The organism is Bradyrhizobium sp. CB1717, assembly GCF_029714325.1.
Classification (GTDB): Bacteria; Pseudomonadota; Alphaproteobacteria; order Rhizobiales; family Xanthobacteraceae; genus Bradyrhizobium.
The window spans coordinates 4,917,227-4,934,629 of record NZ_CP121666.1 but is presented as its reverse complement, the minus strand read 5'-3'; the positions used below and the strand labels follow the sequence as shown (position 1 = coordinate 4,934,629).

General features: G+C 66.8%; 13 protein-coding genes. 6 read left to right on the top strand and 7 right to left on the bottom strand.

The features are described from left to right. Window positions 1-6: 6 nt before the first annotated feature. Both QA649_RS23535 and pcsA read right to left on the bottom strand, forming a co-directional pair. The gene (locus QA649_RS23535; protein ID WP_283019283.1) at window positions 7-741 is read right to left on the bottom strand and encodes a TerC family protein; all 735 of its coding nucleotides are present in this window, start codon (window positions 739-741) and stop codon (window positions 7-9) included. After that, window positions 738-1,505: a phosphatidylcholine synthase gene (pcsA, locus tag QA649_RS23530; RefSeq protein WP_283019282.1), complete on the bottom strand. Its 768-nt coding sequence runs from the start codon at window positions 1,503-1,505 to the stop codon at window positions 738-740. Before pcsA ends, QA649_RS23535 begins: the two co-directional genes overlap by 4 nt. Before the next feature lie 87 nt (window positions 1,506-1,592). On the opposite strand from pcsA, the gene QA649_RS23525 reads away from it, so the two are divergent. Next, entirely contained in the window at window positions 1,593-2,777 is a 1,185-nt protein-coding gene (locus QA649_RS23525; RefSeq protein ID WP_283019281.1) for a UbiH/UbiF family hydroxylase, read from the top strand. A 142-nt stretch (window positions 2,778-2,919) separates the two neighbouring features. Here the strand turns inward: QA649_RS23525 and QA649_RS23520 are convergent, their stop codons facing one another. After that, complete coding sequence (locus QA649_RS23520) at window positions 2,920-3,873, bottom strand: AEC family transporter (RefSeq protein ID WP_260424089.1); 954 nt, start codon at window positions 3,871-3,873, stop codon at window positions 2,920-2,922. 106 nt (window positions 3,874-3,979) lie between these two features. Between QA649_RS23520 and hspQ the strand changes: the two genes are divergently transcribed. Then, on the top strand, window positions 3,980-4,312 hold the full coding sequence (hspQ, locus tag QA649_RS23515; protein ID WP_018642057.1) for a heat shock protein HspQ: 333 nt from the start codon (window positions 3,980-3,982) through the stop codon (window positions 4,310-4,312). Between the two features lie 77 nt (window positions 4,313-4,389). Here hspQ and QA649_RS23510 read toward each other — a convergent pair whose 3' ends face one another. After that, a complete protein-coding gene (locus QA649_RS23510) occupies window positions 4,390-5,214 on the bottom strand; it encodes an invasion associated locus B family protein (protein ID WP_283019280.1) in 825 nt (274 codons plus the stop codon). A gap of 260 nt (window positions 5,215-5,474) precedes the next feature. On the opposite strand from QA649_RS23510, the gene QA649_RS23505 reads away from it, so the two are divergent. The 3 genes from QA649_RS23505 to QA649_RS23495 all read left to right on the top strand — a co-directional run bounded on the left by QA649_RS23505 (window position 5,475) and on the right by QA649_RS23495 (window position 10,147). Next, window positions 5,475-7,331 carry an extracellular solute-binding protein gene (locus tag QA649_RS23505; RefSeq protein WP_283026077.1) on the top strand — a complete coding sequence of 619 codons (1,857 nt, stop codon included), beginning with the start codon at window positions 5,475-5,477 and terminating at the stop codon, window positions 7,329-7,331. Between the two features lie 4 nt (window positions 7,332-7,335). Beyond that, the gene (locus QA649_RS23500; protein ID WP_283019279.1) at window positions 7,336-8,838 is read left to right on the top strand and encodes a class I adenylate-forming enzyme family protein; all 1,503 of its coding nucleotides are present in this window, start codon (window positions 7,336-7,338) and stop codon (window positions 8,836-8,838) included. A gap of 85 nt (window positions 8,839-8,923) precedes the next feature. Further along, window positions 8,924-10,147 (top strand): GGDEF domain-containing protein, encoded by a 1,224-nt coding sequence (locus QA649_RS23495; RefSeq protein WP_283019278.1) that lies wholly within the window; start codon window positions 8,924-8,926, stop codon window positions 10,145-10,147. A gap of 131 nt (window positions 10,148-10,278) precedes the next feature. Here QA649_RS23495 and mfd read toward each other — a convergent pair whose 3' ends face one another. Both mfd and QA649_RS23485 read right to left on the bottom strand, forming a co-directional pair. Then, window positions 10,279-13,797: a transcription-repair coupling factor gene (gene mfd, locus QA649_RS23490; protein WP_283019277.1), complete on the bottom strand. Its 3,519-nt coding sequence runs from the start codon at window positions 13,795-13,797 to the stop codon at window positions 10,279-10,281. Continuing rightward, a complete protein-coding gene (locus QA649_RS23485; protein WP_283019276.1) occupies window positions 13,794-14,084 on the bottom strand; it encodes a succinate dehydrogenase assembly factor 2 in 291 nt (96 codons plus the stop codon). The genes mfd and QA649_RS23485 overlap by 4 nt, the downstream gene beginning before the upstream one ends. A gap of 197 nt (window positions 14,085-14,281) precedes the next feature. Between QA649_RS23485 and recG the strand changes: the two genes are divergently transcribed. Then, entirely contained in the window at window positions 14,282-16,390 is a 2,109-nt protein-coding gene (gene recG / locus QA649_RS23480; protein WP_283019275.1) for an ATP-dependent DNA helicase RecG, read from the top strand. Here recG and panE read toward each other — a convergent pair. Beyond that, window positions 16,387-17,316: a 2-dehydropantoate 2-reductase gene (panE, locus tag QA649_RS23475; RefSeq protein WP_283019274.1), complete on the bottom strand. Its 930-nt coding sequence runs from the start codon at window positions 17,314-17,316 to the stop codon at window positions 16,387-16,389. The genes recG and panE overlap by 4 nt on opposite strands. Window positions 17,317-17,403 lie beyond the last annotated feature (87 nt).

The following is a 17,403-nucleotide window of genomic DNA, read 5'->3' as shown; positions in this document are numbered from 1 at the left end:
GAACGGCTAGACCGCCGGCTTGCTCGCCCTCTTGCGATTGCGCTTGGCCAGCACGTTGAAGAATTCGACCGCCGCCGAGAACGCAATTGCGAAATAGATGTAGCCACGCGGGATGTGGAATTTGAATCCGTCCGCGACCAGCGCGACGCCGATCAGCACCAGGAAGGCCAGCGCCAGCATCTTCGTGGTCGGATGCTCCGCGACGAATCGCGACACCGGCCCGGACGAAATGTACATGATCAGGCAGGCGATCACGACAGCCGCGATCATGATCTCGATGTCCTGTGCCATGCCGATCGCGGTGATGATCGAGTCCAGCGAGAACACGATGTCGATGACGATGATCTGGACGATCACCCAGAAGAAGGCGCTGCCGCCGGATTGCTCATCGCCTTCGTCGTCATCGGCCTCGACCTCGGCGTGAATCTCGTGCGTTGCCTTCGCGATCAGGAACAGGCCGCCGCCGATCAGGATCAGGTCGCGCCAGGAGAAGTCGTTAGCTGCAAACGAGAACACCGGCGCGGTCAGGCCGATCAGCCAGACCAGCACGCTGAGCAGGATGATGCGGAAGATCAGCGCCAGCGCGAGCCCGATCTGGCGGGCGCGGTTCGCCTGCTGCTCGGGGATGCGCGAGACGATCACCGACAGGAAGATGACGTTGTCGATGCCGAGCACGATCTCGAGCGAGGTCAGTGTGAGCAGCGCGGCCCACGCCTCGGGGCTGGTGATCAGATGCATCATGCGAAGGATCTTGCGAAGCGGATCAACGCGTCGCTGAAGCTGATCCAGAGCGCGATCGCGCACAGCGCGGCGGTCACCCCGATACCGACGTGAAAGTCCATCTCCAGCGCGTAGAGGGACAGCACCGCCCAGAGCCCGATCAGCGACATCGTCAGCCAGCGCAGCCGCACGACGCGGACCGGATGCAGCACGTGGAACGGCACGAAGGTCAGCACCACCAGGGCCGTGACCAGCAGCGTGGACCACAGCGGCGACCAGTGCAGCAGGAACAGATAGAACGCTGCCGCATTCCACAGCGCCGGGAAACCGCGGAAGTGATTGTCGTCGGCCTTCATGCGCAGATCGGCGAAATACAATGCGCTGGTGACGATGATGGCGACGCCGAGCAAGGGCGCCGCCACCGGCAGCAACAGCCCGCTCGCCACGATCGCATAGGCCGGCACGAACACATAGGTGACGAAGTCGACCACGAGATCGAGCACGTCGCCCGACCAGTTCGGCTGCACGTTCTTGACGTCGAGCCGGCGCGCGATCGGACCGTCGATCGCGTCGATGATCAGCGCGACGCCGAGCCATTGAAACATCGCCGCCCAGTGCTCACGCACGGCCTCCAGCATCGCGAGCAGCGCGAGCGCCGCGCCGAAGGCGGTGAAGATGTGCACCGAGAACGCCGCGGCGCGGATCGCGGGTGTCGGCTTCAGGGAATCCTCTCGGCTGTCCATGGCTTCTGCTATCAGAATGAGACCGATTTGCACATAAGCCATTGCGGTGCCCGGTTGCACAATTCGCCATAAAACCTAGGAAAAATAGGTGGGCTTGAATTTGCCGCGGGGCGTGTCATTTGTCGTTCCATGACAGACGCATCGACACTTTTTGACGCAGCCGTGATCGGCGGCGGACCGGCCGGCCTTAGCGCGGCCATTGCGCTGGCGCAGGCCGGAGCACGGACCGCGCTGGTGGCACGGCGCCTGCCCTATGCCGACAATCGCACCACCGCGCTGCTGGGGGCCTCCGTCGATCTCCTGGAGAGCCTCGACGTCTGGCAGCGCTGCAGGGACAAGGCGGCCGCGCTCGAGGTCATGCGGCTCGTCGACGACACCGGCCGGCTGTTCCGCGCGCCGGAGGTCCGTTTCTCCTGTCACGAAATCGGGCTCGACGCCTTCGGCTACAACATCGACAATCGTTCGCTGATGCTGGCGCTGGAAGAGCGCGCGGCCGAGCTGCCCGGGATCGTCCGTTTCGACGACGAGGCCGAGAGCGTCGTCATCGAAGCCGATGATGTCGCAATCCGCACGGCCTCCGCGCAATTCCTCTCGGCCCGGCTCGTGGTCGGCGCCGACGGCCGGCATTCGCTCTGCCGGGAGGCTGCCGGCGTCGCCGTGACGCGGCGCGAGCTGACGCAGACCGCGCTGACCTTCAACGTCGGCCACACGCGGCCGCATCGCAACGTCTCGACCGAGTTCCACACGCCGCACGGTCCCTGCGTGTTCGTGCCCCTGCCCGGCGACCGCTCCAGCATCGTCTGGGTCTCGGCGCCCGCGGATGCCGAGCGGTTGCGCGGCCTGAGCGACGAGGAGCTGTCCGCCGCGATCGAGAAGCAGTCGCATTCGATCCTGGGACGCATGACGGTCGAGCCCGGGCGCAACCTGTTTCCGCTGGCGATCGAGCGTCCAAGATCCTTCGGCCGCGACCGCATCGCGCTGGTCGGGGAAGCCGCCCATGTGGTCCCGCCGATCGGCGCCCAAGGCCTCAATCTCGGCCTGCGCGATGCCGCCGACATTGCGCGGCTTGCGGGCGAAGCGCTCGCGGCGGGCCAGGATCCCGGCGCGGACGACGTGCTCAAGCGCTACGATCGCGCCCGGCGGCCCGACATCCTGAGCCGGACCTTTGCGATCGACATCGCCAACCGTTCCCTGCTCAACGATTTCCTGCCGCTCCAGCCGGTCCGCGCCATCGGCATGCACCTGCTCGGCGCCATCGGCCCGCTACGGCGTTTCGCCATGCGCGAGGGTCTGACGCCGACCTGGCGAAGGTAGCTCTACGAAGCCAAATTTTTGGATTGAGGGATTGGCCGCAGCGGAGACAACCCCTCCCCAGCCCTCCCCCGCAAGCGGGAGAGGGAGCGCACCTGCCGAGCGGCAAGCGACGAACCTCAATCCCATCGCGCTGCGAACGCCCTCACGGAAACGCCAGCCGTCCGGTCTGGATCGCCCACATCACGCTGGTCAGCGTGACCACCGACGCGAACGTCCCGAGCAGCACGGCGACGGAGGCGGATTCGATCCAGGCATCGTTCTGCCGTGCAATCACGAACACGTTCAGCGCGGGCGGCAGCGAGGCCATCAGCACGGCGGTCGCGGCCCATGGCTGCGCGAACGGGCCGAATGCCAGCATCAGGCCGAACGCTGCGAGCGGATGAATCAGGAGCTTCACCGCAATCACGCCGGGCACCTCCCACGGCACGCGGTCGAACGGACGGAGCGCCACGGTCACGCCGAGCACGAACAGCGCGGTCGGCGCGGCCGCGTTCTGGAGGAAGGTGATGGTGCGGTCGAGCGCCACCGGCAGCTCGATGTGGAGTGCGGCCACCGCCGCACCAAAGCAGGCCGACATGATCAGCGGGTTGAGCACGATCTGCTTCAGCACGACGCCGAAGGCATGCACGATGGAGGGATGGTCGCGGTCGGAGAGCTCGATGAGGAGCGGCACGATCGTGAACAGGAAGATGCTGTCGCAGCAGAAGATCAGCGCGGTCGGCGCCGCGGCCTTTGTCCCGAGCACCGCGAGCGCCAACCCCGGTCCCATGTAGCCAATGTTGCCGTAGCCGCCGGAGAGACCGGCGAGCGTCGCCTCGCGCAATGTCAGACGTCCCAGCACCTTGCCGACGACCAGCGCGAGCGTGAATGCGGCCACTGTCGACAGCGTGGTCGCGATCAGGAACGGCGGGTTGTTCAGCTCGGCAAACGGCGTCTTCGACATGATCGCGAACAGCAGCGCCGGCAGCGACACGTAGAGCAGGAAGAAGTTCATCCAGGCGAGGCCCGATTCCGGCAAGGCCTTGACCTTGCCGCAGGCGAAACCAACGAAGATCAGGCCGAAATAAGGTAGAGCCAGATTGAGGATATCGACCATTGATGAAGTGTTTTCTGAGGACTTGGGGGCTATCCGCCCCTTACGCGAAGGTTAATTCCCGCTAAGGCCACTAGCATCGGCCACAATCCTGGTCTATCGACGGGGAATGATTAAAGCGAGGACCGCCAAATTCCAGATCGGACAGGTCGTCCGCCACCGGATCTTCTCGTTCCGGGGCGTGATCTTCGACATCGATCCGGAATTCAACAACACCGAGGAGTGGTGGCTGTCGATTCCCGAGGAGGTGCGGCCCCACAAGGACCAGCCGTTCTACCACCTGCTCGCGGAGAACGCGGAGTCGGAATACGTCGCCTATGTCTCCGAGCAGAACCTGCTGCCGGACGATTCCGGCGAGCCGGTCCGGCATTCCCAGGTCGCCGAGATCTTCATCAAGGACAAGACCGGCGGCTATCGCCCGCGCAATCCGTCGCTGAACTGATCTTCGCCCGGACACGGCGGGTCAGCAAAAAAGGCGCTCGAATGAGCGCCTTTTTCATGTCCGGGATCTGGTCCCAATTACTTCTGGGCGGTCGGAGGAGCGCCGGGCGCGCCACCCTGCTGCTCGAGCTTCTTGCGCTGCTCGTCAGCCTTCTTCTGAAGCTCTTCCTGGAGCTTCTTCTGGGTTTCCTCGAACACCTTCGGATCGGTCGGCGGACCGTCATAGGCCTTCTGGAATTCGCCGGCGAGCGGCAGCGGCAGGGTCAGCGGCGCGCCGTTGGCGTTGATCGCCTGGACAACGAGATTCTGGCCCTTCTTCATGCTGTTGATGAGCTCGGGCGTGGCCTCGTAATCGGACATGCAGCCGTTCTGGAAGCAGATCACATAGGGCTGCTGCAGCGGTGCGTTGCTGTCCACGATGATCCGGGTGCCGTGGACCAGCTGCATGCCAAGCGGCAGCGTCACGCGCAGGATCTTCTTGGGCTCGCCTTCCGGCTCGATGATCACGGCGGCGATGACCGGCTGGCCCGATTCGATGCGGCCGTCCTTGCCGGTGAAGCAGACCTGCTTGGCGTTGGCGTCCTGGCCCTTGAGGCAGAACTTGGTCCAGGGGGCGTAGATCAGCTGGATCTGCTGGTCGGCGGGCTGGGCCGCGCCCTGCTGCGCCGGAGCGCCTGCGGGAGCCTGCGGGGCCGGCTGCGCCTGGGCGGGTGCCGGAGCCTTGGGGGCAGCCTTCGGAGCCGCCTTCGGGGCCGGAGCCGCCTTGGGTGCGGCGGGCGCACCGGGAGCCGGCGCCGGGGTCTGGGCTTCGGCGGCAAACGGGACGACCAATGCCGTCGCCGTCAACAAGGCGAGAAGTCGCCCGCGCGGCCGGACGGACGCGGCCAAATAACAGAAATTCATTGCAGAAAACCCTTTCTGAACGGGAAGTGCCCGAACCGCTCCGAAGCACCGAACCAAGCCGCCTTGGGCGCGGCTCTCTCCCCGTCAATTGAGGCGGATAAGTGACGGGCTCGGCGCTCTTACGCGATTGGGTGCCTTCTTAGCGTGGCCGACGAAAAGATCAATGCCGACAAGCGTCTTTGACCACATCCGCAGCTGCGCCCAGTGAAATTCCCTGTGATAGGATTCAGGCCCGCCGGTCCTCGAATCAACGTGTGCCGATGTTCATGTTCCAGCGCCTCTTCGAGGGCCCCGGTCTCCGCCTCTGCATGCTTGCCCTTGCGCTCGCTTGTGCGCTCACTTGGGGCCTGTCGGCGGGCGCCGTACGGGCCGAGGAGGCCCATGCCATCGCCATGCACGGCAAGCCGGCGATGCCCGCCGATTTCACCCATATGCCCTACGCCAATCCCGATGCCCGTAAGGGCGGTCGGCTGACTTGGGGCATTCTCGGAACCTTCGACAGTCTCAATCCCTTCATCGTGAAGGGATTGCCCGTGCATCAGATGCGCAGCTACGTCGTCGAGAGCCTGCTTGCGCGCGGCCAGGACGAGCCGTTCACGCTCTACGGCCTGCTCGCCAGGTCCGTCGAGACCGACGACGACCGGACCTTCGTGACGTTCCGCCTCGATCCCCGCGCCCGCTTCTCCGACGGCAAGCCGGTAACGGCCGAGGACGTGCTGTTCTCCTGGCAGATGCTGCGCGACCGCGGCCGCCCGAACCTGCGGCAATACTATGCCAAGGCCACCAAGGCTGAGGCAACCGATCCCCTCACCGTCCGCTTCGATCTCACCGGGGCCAATGACCGGGAGCTGCCGCTGATCCTCGGCCTGATGCCGATCCTGCCGAAGCATGCGGTCGATGTCGCGACCTTCGAGGAGACGACGCTAACGGGGCCGGTTGGCTCCGGCCCCTACCGCGTCACGGCGGTGAAACCCGGCGCCAGCGTGACGCTCACGCGCAATCCGGATTATTGGGGCCGCGACCTCGCCATCAATCGCGGGCTCTACAATTTCGACGAGATCAGGCTCGATTATTTCCGCGAGGCCAACGGACAGTTCGAGGCTTTCAAGCGCGGCCTCTACGATTTCCGCGTCGAGAACGAGCCGCTGCGCTGGCACGACGGCTACGACTTTCCGGCCGCCAGAAGCGGCGAGGTGATCCGCGACACCGTCAAGCCCGGCGTGCCGCAGCCTTCCGAATTCCTGGTCTTCAACAGCCGCCGTCCGATCTTTGCCGACATCCGCGTGCGCCGGGCCCTGACGCTGCTGTTCGATTTCGAGCTGGTCAACCGCAACTACTTCTTTGGCCTCTACTCGCGCGTCGCCGGCTATTTCGCCGGCTCGGAGCTCTCGGCCTATGGCAGGCCTGCGGATGCGCGCGAGCGCGAGCTGCTCAAGCCGTTCGCCGCGCAGATCCCGCCCGAGATCATGGACGGCAGCTACCGCCTGCCCGTGACCGATGGTTCGGGCCGCGACCGCACCACGCTGCGGGCCGCGCTGAAACTGTTGTCGGAAGCCGGCTACGATCTCGACGGCACCGTGCTGCGCAACCGCGCGACCAGGGCGCCCTTCACGTTCGAGATCATGGTCACGACCCGCGACCAGGAGCGCATCGCGCTCGCCTTCCAGCGCGACCTCAGGCGCGCCGGCATCGAGGCCGGCGTGCGCGCGGTCGATCCCGTGCAATTCGACCAGCGCCGGCTCGCTTACGAGTTCGACATGATCCAGAACCGCTGGGACCAGTCGCTGTCGCCCGGCAACGAGCAGTATTTCTATTGGGGCAGCGCTGCGGCCGACAATCCGGGGACCCGCAACTACATGGGCGCCAGGGATCCCGCCATCGACGCCATGATCGGCGCCCTGCTGGAGGCCCGTGAACATACGGAATTCGTCTCGGCGGTGCGCGCGCTCGACCGCGCCCTGATCGCGGGCTGCTACACAATCCCGCTGTTTAACGTATCCGAGCAATGGATCGCGCGCTGGAATCGGATAGAACGGCCAAGGGCTACCGCGCTGTCCGGCTACCTGCCGGAGACCTGGTGGTCCAAGGGTGAGCCTCAAGCGACGCAAACGAAGTGACGCCGTGAACCAGCCAGCCGTATCGCCGACGCTCGACACGTTGTTTCAGCGCACGCTGATGCGGCAGCCGCATGCGACCGCTCTGCTCGATCCTCTCAACAAGCCGCGCGTGACCGGGCACCAGCCGCGGCGGATGAGCTATGCCGAGGCCGACACCGCCATCGAGGCGCTGTCGGCCCATTTCGTCGAATCGGGCCTGCCGGCCAATTCCGTCATCGCGATCCAGTTGCCCAACACGGTCGAGTTCGTGCTGACCGTGCTTGCCGCCCATCGCGCCGGCCTCGTCGTCGCCGTGCTGCCGCTGCTGTGGCGGCACGCCGAGCTGACCGCGGCGCTCAACCGCACCGCGGCGCGCGCCATCGTCACCATGAGCACGGTCGACGGCGTCAGCTATGCCGACCTCTCGATGCACGCCGCCGCCGAGGCGTTCTCGATCCGTCATGTCTACGGCTTCGGACGCGACCTGCCCGAAGGCATGGCCTCGCTCGACGACGTCCTGGCCCGACCGCCCGGCACGACGCGCGCCGTGATCCAGGACGGCCGCAAGGCGGCGATAATCTCCTTCGACGTCACCGCAGAGGGCTTTCGCCCGGTGCCGCGGCCGCATTTCAGCCTGATCGCCGGCGGCCTTGCGATGTCGCTCGAAGCCGACGTCAAGCAGGGCGCAACGGTGATGGCGGCGTTCACGCCGATGTCGTTCGCGGGCCTCGCCTCTTCGCTGGCGGTGTGGCTGCTGTCGGGCGGCACGCTGGCGCTGCATCATCCGTTCGAGAACGACGTGCTGGAGCAGCAGATCAACGAGCACGAATGCGAGGTGCTGATCGCGCCGGCGCAGCTCGCGCTGCGGCTGGGCGATGCCGACCTCGCGGCGCGGACGCCGACGTTACGCAACGTCGTCGGCCTGTGGCGCGCGCCGGAGCAGGTGGCGGCGAGCGATGCCTGGATCGCGCCGCATGCGCCACTCACCGACGTCTATCTGTTCGGCGAGGCCGGACTGTTCGGCGCCCGCCGTGGCGAGGACGGCATGCCGGTGCCGGTGATGCCGGGACCGCACGGCGCGCCGCGCGAACAGGCCGGCTCCTCCATCGCCGGCGAGATCCTGCTGACGCCGAAGGGCACGCTCGGCCTGCGTGGGGCGATGGTGCCGATCGCGGCCTATGCCCCGCCGCAACCGGTCGGCGAGACGCTGATCGCGCAGCCGCCGCGCGATTATGTCGATACCGGCTACGCGGCGCGGCTCGACCGGGCGAGCGGCGCGATCTGTATCACTGCACCACCCTCCGGCATCATGGCTGTCGGCGGGTACCGTTTCCTCTCCAACGACCTGCAGGAATGGGCGCGCCGTCTCGGCCAGGGCGCCCTGCTCACCGCGCTGCCCGACCGCCTCTCCGGCCACCGGCTGGCAGGGCGGGCCCTGGACAATGCCCGCGCCCGCGAGGCGCTCAGCGAGCTCGGGCTTAACCCCCTGATGGTCGAGGCATTTCGTGACCGCTCCGGGCCGGGCTGAGCACAGTTTCGGTGCTTCCGTTGACGCCGCATTAAGGCGGCCAAACTAGATTGCGCGGCACCTGTTGCGTGATCAGAGCTTTTCGATGTCCCAGGCGGGCCCGATCCTGTTTGTGTCCAATGCCGAGCGCCCCGCCTTCGTTGCGGCGCTGGACGAGGCCCGGCTCTTCCCCGTGGTCGATACCGACTGGGCCAGCGCGACGCGCGCGGTCGAGCAGGTGCAGCCGGCCGCGGTGCTCGCCGCGATGCACAGCGGACATGAGCCGCATCTGGCGCTGCTCGCCAGGAAGATCGCCGACCAATCGCCCTACCTTCCCTTCGTGGCCCTCGATGCGGCGGGCACACTGCCGCACAACGCCCTGCCCTTTGCTTCGCGCGCCGGCCATCCCGATCGCCTGAGCGCGCGCTTACGCGCTGCGCTGCGCGTCCGCACGTTGCATTCGACCGTGCTGCGCCGGCTGCCCGAGGCAAGGGTTGCGCTGCCCGCGGGCGATCCGTCGCGCGATGCCACCGTGCTGCTGATCGGCCGCGGCGCGGCCTATCCCGCGCTCTCCGTCGCGCTCGGTGAGCGCGTCGGCGTGGTCGGCGCGCTCTCGATCGAGGCGGCGGCGAAACATCTCAACACCCGCGACATCGACGGCGTCGTGCTCGCCGAAGGATTTACCGCGCGCGTGACCGACGCCTTCCTCACCGTGCTCGCCGAGGACACCCGCTTCCGCACCCTGCCCGTGGTCGTCACCGCGCACCAGCTCGCGCAAAGCTACGACCTGCCCAATCTCGAACTGATCGCCGGCGAGCCGGCGAAGGTCGCCGCCAACGCGCTGCCGCTGATCCGCCAGCACGCGATGGAGGCGCAGCTGAGCCGCACGCTGCGCTCGATCGACGCCGGCGGCTGGCTCGACCCGCGCAGCGGCCTGCTCACGACGGAAGCCTTCGCCCGCGACTTTGCCAAGGCGGTCGAGCAGGCGCTGGCACGCGGCGGCGGCCTGTCGGTGGCGCGATTCGCCTTCGATCCCAACAATCCCCGCGCCCAGCTCGATGCCGCGCGCATCCTCAGCCGCCTGATGCGGCAGATGGATTTCGGTGCGGCCCAGAAGGACGGCTCGGTCATCGTCGTGTTCGCCGAGACCGACTTCCGCACGGCGCATATGATCGCGCGCCGCCTCTCGGCGGTGATGCGGCATACGTCCAACGGCAAGCACGAGATGCGCAGCGATCCCGTGGTCAGCGTGGACTCGCTGTCGCCGTCGGATACGGCAAGGTCGCTGCTGGCGCGGCTGTCGGCCGATGCGTCGCGGGCGGCGTCGTAGTTTTCTGGCGCGCTGCCGCGACAAACACGGTCATTGCGAGCGCAGCGAAGCAATCCAGACTATCTCCGCGGAAAGATTCTGGATTGCTTCGTCGCAAGGGCTCCTCGCAATGACGTGGTGAGGCTGGTGCCCTACGCCGCCTTCTTGCTCGCGGCGAGCTGGGCCAGCTGGCGCATGATCTCCGTCGTGCCGGCGAGACGGTCTTCCGGCGTCTCCCAGTCCTGCAGGAACACCACCTTCATGTCGGGCCGCACCTTGGCGGCCTGGCCGTAGCTGCGGATGAAGGTCACGAGGCGATCGGGATAGGCGAAGGAATTGTCACGGAAGACGATGACGGCGCCCTTCGGGCCGGCATCGATCTTCTCGACATTAGCCCTGCGGCAGAACGCCTTGATCGCGGCGACCTTGAACAGATAGCGCACCTCGTCCGGCAGCACGCCGAAGCGGTCGCGCATCTCGGCGCCAAAGTTCTCGATCTCTTCCTCGGTGTCGAGATCGGCGAGGCGCCGGTACAGCGACAGCCGCACCGAGAGGTCGCTGACGTAATCCTCCGGGATCAGCACCGGCATGCCGATGGTGATCGACGGCGACCAGCGGTCGGCGGCGGGCTCGGAGACGCCGGCCTTGAGGTTGACGATCGCCTCCTCCAGCATCGATTGGTAGAGCTCGAAGCCGACCTCCTTGATGTGGCCGGACTGCTCTTCGCCGAGCAAATTGCCGGCGCCGCGGATGTCGAGGTCGTGGGACGCGAGCTGGAAGCCCGCACCCAGCGTCTCCAGCGATTGCAGCACGGTGAGCCGGCGCTCGGCCTGCGCCGTGATCTTCTGCTGCGCCGGCAGCGTGAACAGCGCGTACGCCCGCAGCTTGGAGCGGCCGACGCGGCCGCGGAGCTGGTAGAGCTGGGCGAGGCCGAACATGTCGGCGCGGTGCACGATCAGCGTGTTGGCGTTGGGGATGTCGAGGCCGGACTCAACGATGGTGGTCGACAAGAGAATGTCGAACTTGCCGTCGTAGAACGCGGTCATGATGTCCTCGATCACGGCGGGCGGCATCTGGCCGTGCGCGACCGCGACCTTCATCTCCGGCACGTTCTTGTCGAGGAAGTCCTTGACCTCGGCGAGGTCGTCGATGCGCGGTACCACGTAGAACGCCTGGCCGCCGCGATAGCGCTCGCGCAAGAGCGCCTCGCGGATCATCAGCGGATCATGCGGGGCGACAAAGGTGCGGACCGCGAGGCGATCGACTGGCGGCGAGGCAATGATCGAGAGCTCGCGGACGCCGGTCAGCGCAAGCTGAAGTGTGCGCGGGATCGGCGTCGCCGATAGGGTCAGCACGTGCACCTCGGAGCGAAGCGCCTTCAGCCGCTCCTTGTGGGTGACGCCGAAGTGCTGCTCCTCGTCGACGATGACAAGACCGAGATCGCGGAATTTGATGGCCTTGCCGAGCAGCGCGTGGGTGCCGACGACGATGTCGACGGAGCCGTCGGCGATGCCCTTCTTGACCTGGTTCAGCTCCTTGGTCGCGACCAGGCGCGAGGCCTGCGCCACGTTCACCGGAAAGCCCTTGAAGCGCTCGGTGAAGGTTTTGGCGTGCTGACGTGCCAGCAGCGTGGTCGGCACCACGACGGCGACCTGCTTGCCTTCGAGCGCAACGGCAAACGCCGCGCGAAGCGCAACCTCGGTCTTGCCGAAGCCGACGTCGCCGCAGATCAGCCGGTCCATCGGACGGCCGAGCTCGAGGTCCTTCAGGGTGGATTCGATGGCGCCTAACTGGTCATCGGTCTCGTCATAGGGGAAGCGCGCGCAGAACTCGTCATAGAGGCCCTGCTGCACCGGCAGCCTGGGCGCCTCGTGCAGATGACGCGCGGCGGCGATCTTGATCAGCTCGCCCGCGATCTCGCGGATACGGTTCTTGAGTTTTGCCTTGCGTGTCTGCCAGCCGGAGCCGCCGAGACGATCGAGCTCGACCGTCGTCTGGTCGGAGCCGTAGCGCGACAAGAGCTCGATGTTCTCGACGGGCAGAAACAGCTTGGTCTCCGCCGCATAATGCAGCTCGAGGCAGTCATGCGGCGCGCCGGCAACATCCAGGGTCTGCAGGCCGATGAAGCGGCCGATGCCATGCTCGACATGGACGACGATGTCGCCGGCGGCAAGGCTCGTCACCTCCGAGATGAAATTGTCGAGCTTGCGGCTGGCCTTGCGCGGCCGCACCAGGCGGTCGCCAAGAATGTCCTGCTCGCTGATGATGGCGATCTCGTCGGTCTCGAAACCGCTTTCGAGGCCAAGCACGGCGAGCATGGTCTCGTTGCGCGGGGTCGCCTGCACCGTGCGCCAGGCGTTGACGCTGGTGGTATGGGCGAGCTTGTGGTCGCGCAGCATCGAGGTCATGCGATCGCGGGAGCCTTCGGTCCAGAGCGCGATCACGACCTTCTTGCGCTCCGCCTGCAGCGCCATGACGTGGCTGACGACGGACTCGAACACGTTGACGGTGGTGTCGTTGCGCTCCGGCGCGAAATCGCGGCCCTTGCGCGCGCCGGCATCGACGACACTGGTGCCGTCGGTCGGGACCGAAAATGCCGTCAGCCGCGCCAGCGGGATCTCGCCAAGGCGCTTGGCCCATTCCTCGTCGGTCAGATAGAGCCGGTCGGGTGGCAGCGGCTTGTAGATGGCGCCGCCGCCGGGATGCTCCATCGCATCGCGGCGGGCTTCGTAATAGTCCTGGATTTGCTTGAAGCGCTCGCGAACGGCGTCCTCGGCCTGCGGCTCGATCGCAACGGTCGCGCCCTGCAGATAGTCGAACAGCGTGTCCATCCGGTCCTGGAACAGCGGCAGCCAGTGCTCCATGCCGGGATGGCGGCGGCCTTCGCTGACGGCTTCGTACAGCGCATCGTCGCGCTCGGGCGCGCCGAACTCGGCGACGTAGCCCATGCGGAAACGGCGGATGGTGTCGGTGACGAGCTGGAATTCGGAGACCGGCACGAGATCGAGCGAGCGCATGTCGAGCAGCGTGCGCTGGGTCTCGGCATCGAAGGAGCGGATCGATTCCAGGCTGTCGCCGAAGAAGTCGAAACGAACCGGCTGTTCGAGGCCGGCCGGAAACAGGTCCAGGATGCCGCCGCGCACGGCATATTCGCCGGGCTCGCGCACGGTCGAGGAGCGGTTGTAGCCGTTGTGCTCGAGCCAGGCGACGACGGTGTCCATCGGCACGACATTGCCGGGCGCGACCGACAGCGCCTGCGCCGCGACGAGCTCGCGCGCGGGCACGCGCTGCACCACGGCGTTCACCGTGGTCAGCACGATCAGCGGCTTGTCGCTGCCGGTGAGCGAGGCCAGCCGCGCCAGCGTGGTCAGGCGCTGGGCGAGAATGCCGCCATGCGGCGACACGCGGTCATAGGGCTGGCAGTCCCATGCCGGGAAGGTCAGCACCGGCAGGTCGGGCGCAAAGAACCGCAGCGCGCGTTCGAGCTGCTGCATGCGCCCGCCGTCGCGGCAGACCACGGCAAGGCTGACCGCCGGCTTCTTCGGCCGCGCCGCGATCGCGCGGGCGAGATCGGAGACGACGAGCCCTTCCGCGCCCTCCGCGACATTGGCGAGCGTCAGCGCGCGGCCGGGCGTGAGCAGCTCGGCCGGCGATTTCATCCCCTGCTTCATGCGTTGCCGTCCGCGATCGGGAACGCCTTGATCCGGGCAAACAGCGCGCCGGTGACGTCGGCCGGCAGCACCTTGTCGCCGGTGACGGCGGCATAGAGATCGGGATCGTTGACCTCGAGCAGGGCCTCGAGCTGATCAAGCTCGGCGTCGGACAGGTTGGCGATCTCGGCATCGGCGAAGCGGCCGAGGATCAGGTCCATCTCGCGCGTGCCGCGGTGCCAGCAGCGGAACAGAAGCCGCTTGCGGCGCTCGTCCAGCCCGCTGCTCGATCGTGTCGTTCCCGTCATGTCTCAAATCCAGTCAAACGCAGAAAGCCCGGACGTGCCGGGCGGGGGTGATATAGCCACTCGGACCGCCGGTGTCAGCCCTCGATTTGGCCCCTGATTTGTTTTGGCCCGCCGCCCGCTTCGGGACACGAAAAAAGCCGTGGATGCCCGGCATAAAGCCGGGCATGACGGGCCGAAACGATCCTAGATTCGCATCCATGCGCCCCAGCCTGCTCAATCCGCTGTTTGCTCCCGTGACCAGCCTGCCCGGCGTCGGTCCGAAGCAGGACAAGCTGCTGCAGTATCTGCTCGGCCGCAACGAGACGCCGCGGCTGGTCGACCTGCTGCTGCATCTGCCGAGCCAGGTCATCGACCGCCGGGCGCGGCCAAAAATCCGGGACGCCGCCGTTGGAACCATGGTGACGCTGGAGGTCACCGTCGACCGGCACCGCCCGCCCCCGCCGCGCAATTCGCGCGCGCCGTATCAGGTCTATGCCAGCGACGACACCGGCGATGTCGTGCTGACCTTCTTCCGCGCCAAGCCCGGCTATGTCGAGAAGCTGCTGCCAATGGGCGAGAAGCGCTACGTCTCCGGCACGCTGCAGATGTATGACGGCACCCCGCAGATCGTGCATCCCGACCGTGTGCTCGACGAGGAGGCGATTTCAAAACTCTCGGGGATAGATCCGGTCTATCCGTTGACTGAGGGCCTCGCGCTCGGCTCGCTCCGCCGCGCGATCGCGCAGGCACTGCAGAAGCTCCCCGCCCTGCCCGAATGGATCAGCCCCGAGGTGCTGCGCCGCTGCCACTTCCCGCCAATCGCGGAAGCGCTCACGCGGGTGCACCAGCCGGTCGAGCTCACGGACATCCTGCCCGACCAGCCGTTCTGGTCGCGCCTCGCCTTCGATGAGCTCCTGGCCGGCCAGCTCGCCCTCGCACTGATCCGCGCACAGCTGCGCCGCCCCGCCGGCGTGCGCAATGCCGGCGACGGGCACCTGCGCAACAAGATCATCGACGCCCTTCCTTACGCGCTCACACCCTCCCAGCGCAGCGCCGCCGCCGCGATCGCCGAGGACCTGAAGCAGCCGGTGCGCATGCTGCGCCTGCTCCAGGGCGACGTCGGCTCGGGCAAAACAGTCGTGGCGCTGCTGGCGGCCGCGGCCGTTGCCGAGGTCGGCAAGCAGGCCGCGCTGATGGCGCCGACGGAAATCCTGGCGCGCCAACACATCAAGACCATTGCCCCGCTCGCCGAGCGGGCGGGGATGCGCGTCGCGATCCTCACCGGCCGCGAAAAGGGCAAGGAGCGGCGCGAGATCATCGCCCAGCTCGCCGAGGGCGAGATCGACCTGCTCGTCGGCACCCATGCGCTGATCCAGGACGACGTGCTCTTCAAGGACCTCGCGCTCGCCATCGTCGACGAGCAGCACCGCTTTGGCGTGCGCGAGCGCCTTGCGCTGACCTCCAAGGGCGAAGCCGTGGATGTGCTGGTGCTGAGCGCGACGCCGATTCCGCGCACGTTGGTGCTGACCTATTTCGGCGACATGGACATCTCCGAGCTGCGTGAAAAGCCCGCCGGCCGCCAGCCGATCGACACCCGCGCGGTGCCGATGAGCCGGATCAGCGAGGTCATGGAGGGCGTCGGCCGCGCGCTCGAGTCCGGCAAGCTGGTCTACTGGATCTGCCCGCTGGTCGAGGAATCCGAGGCCGAGGGCACCGAGCACCTCACCAACGCGACCAAGCGTTTCGAGAGCCTGCAGAAGCGGTTCGGCGAGCGTGTCGGCCTCGTCCACGGTCAGATGAAGGGCACCGAGAAGGACCGGGTGATGGCCCAGTTCGCGGCCCACGAGATCGGGCTGCTGGTAGCGACCACCGTGGTCGAGGTCGGTGTCGACGTGCCCGCCGCCACCATCATGGTGATCGAGAATGCCGAACGCTTCGGCCTTGCCCAGCTGCACCAATTGCGCGGCCGCATCGGCCGCGGCTCGGAAGCCTCGACCTGCATCTTGCTCTATGGCGAGCCGCTCGGCGAGATGTCGAAGGCACGGCTGAAAGTGATCCGCGAGACCACCGACGGCTTCCGCATTGCCGAGGAGGATCTGAAGCTGCGCGGCGAAGGCGACGTGCTAGGGGTGCGCCAGAGCGGCCTGCCCGGCTACCGCATCGCGCGCTCGGAGGTCCACGGCCAGCTCATCACCCAGGCTAGAGACGAAGCGCTGCGCATCCTCAAGGACGATCCGAAGCTCAAGGGCGAGCGCGGCGAGGCGCTGCGGTGCCTGCTGTATCTGTACGAGCGCGACGAGGCGATCCCGCTGATCGGCGCGGGCTAGCTCCCTGCCCTTCGCCGCCCGATCTCGTAGGCCGCCACATGCGCGCGGGCGAGGTCCAGCAGCGGGGTGTCGATGCCGAGCGTATGGGCCCGATTGGCCATATCGCCCAAAATATGTTCCGCTTCGGTGATCGAGCCGCGCTCGATGTCGCGCAGCATCGAGGCCTTCAGCGGCGAATCCAGCGTGGTGAACAGTTTTCGGTCGAACTCGATGAACGGCGCGCGCGGCTCGAAACCTGAAGCCGTCGCAACAGTGCAGCATTCCGCAAACAGGCGGAAGATGGACTGCTCACCGTTGGGCACGGCAAGGATGTCACCGATGCTTGCGCGCATCAGGCAGGTGATGCCGGCGAGCGTCGAGAGCTGGACGAACTTCTCCCACATGTCCTGCATGATCGCTTCGCTGGCGCGCACGTCGATGCCGGGGACCTGGAGCAGCTTTTCCAGGGCAAGCGCACGTTCGCTCAACGCGCCTTCGATCTCGCCGAAGACAATGGTCTGATTGGCCATGAACTGGACGACACGACCATCCGCATCGAGCCCGGCGCTGACGTTCGCGAGCCCGCCGAGGACGCGTGCGGCGCCGAATCGCGCGGTCAGGGCGTCGAGATGTTTCAACCCGTTGAGGATCGGCAAAATCGTCGTGCTGGGGCCGATGGCGGGCGCGAACTGGCTCATGGCGTCGTCGAGCGAGTAGGCCTTCACGCCGACGAGCACGACGTCGAACGGCTCCTTAATATCGCCAGCCGCAAGAAGCTTCGGCTGCACGGCGAAGTCGCCATGCGGGCTCGCGACCTGCAGCCCGTTCCGCCGCAATTGCTCGGCACGCGCAGATCGCACCAGAAAGGTCACGTCGCCGCCCGCTCGGACCAGGCAGGCTCCGTAATAGCCGCCAAGCGCGCCCGCGCCGATGACAAGCACTCTCATTCGAACTCCTGCATGTGTCAGCTATCAGCAAGATAGTAGCAGATGGAGTTTGCGACGTCTCCTCCTCGTCATTGCGAGCGCAGCGAA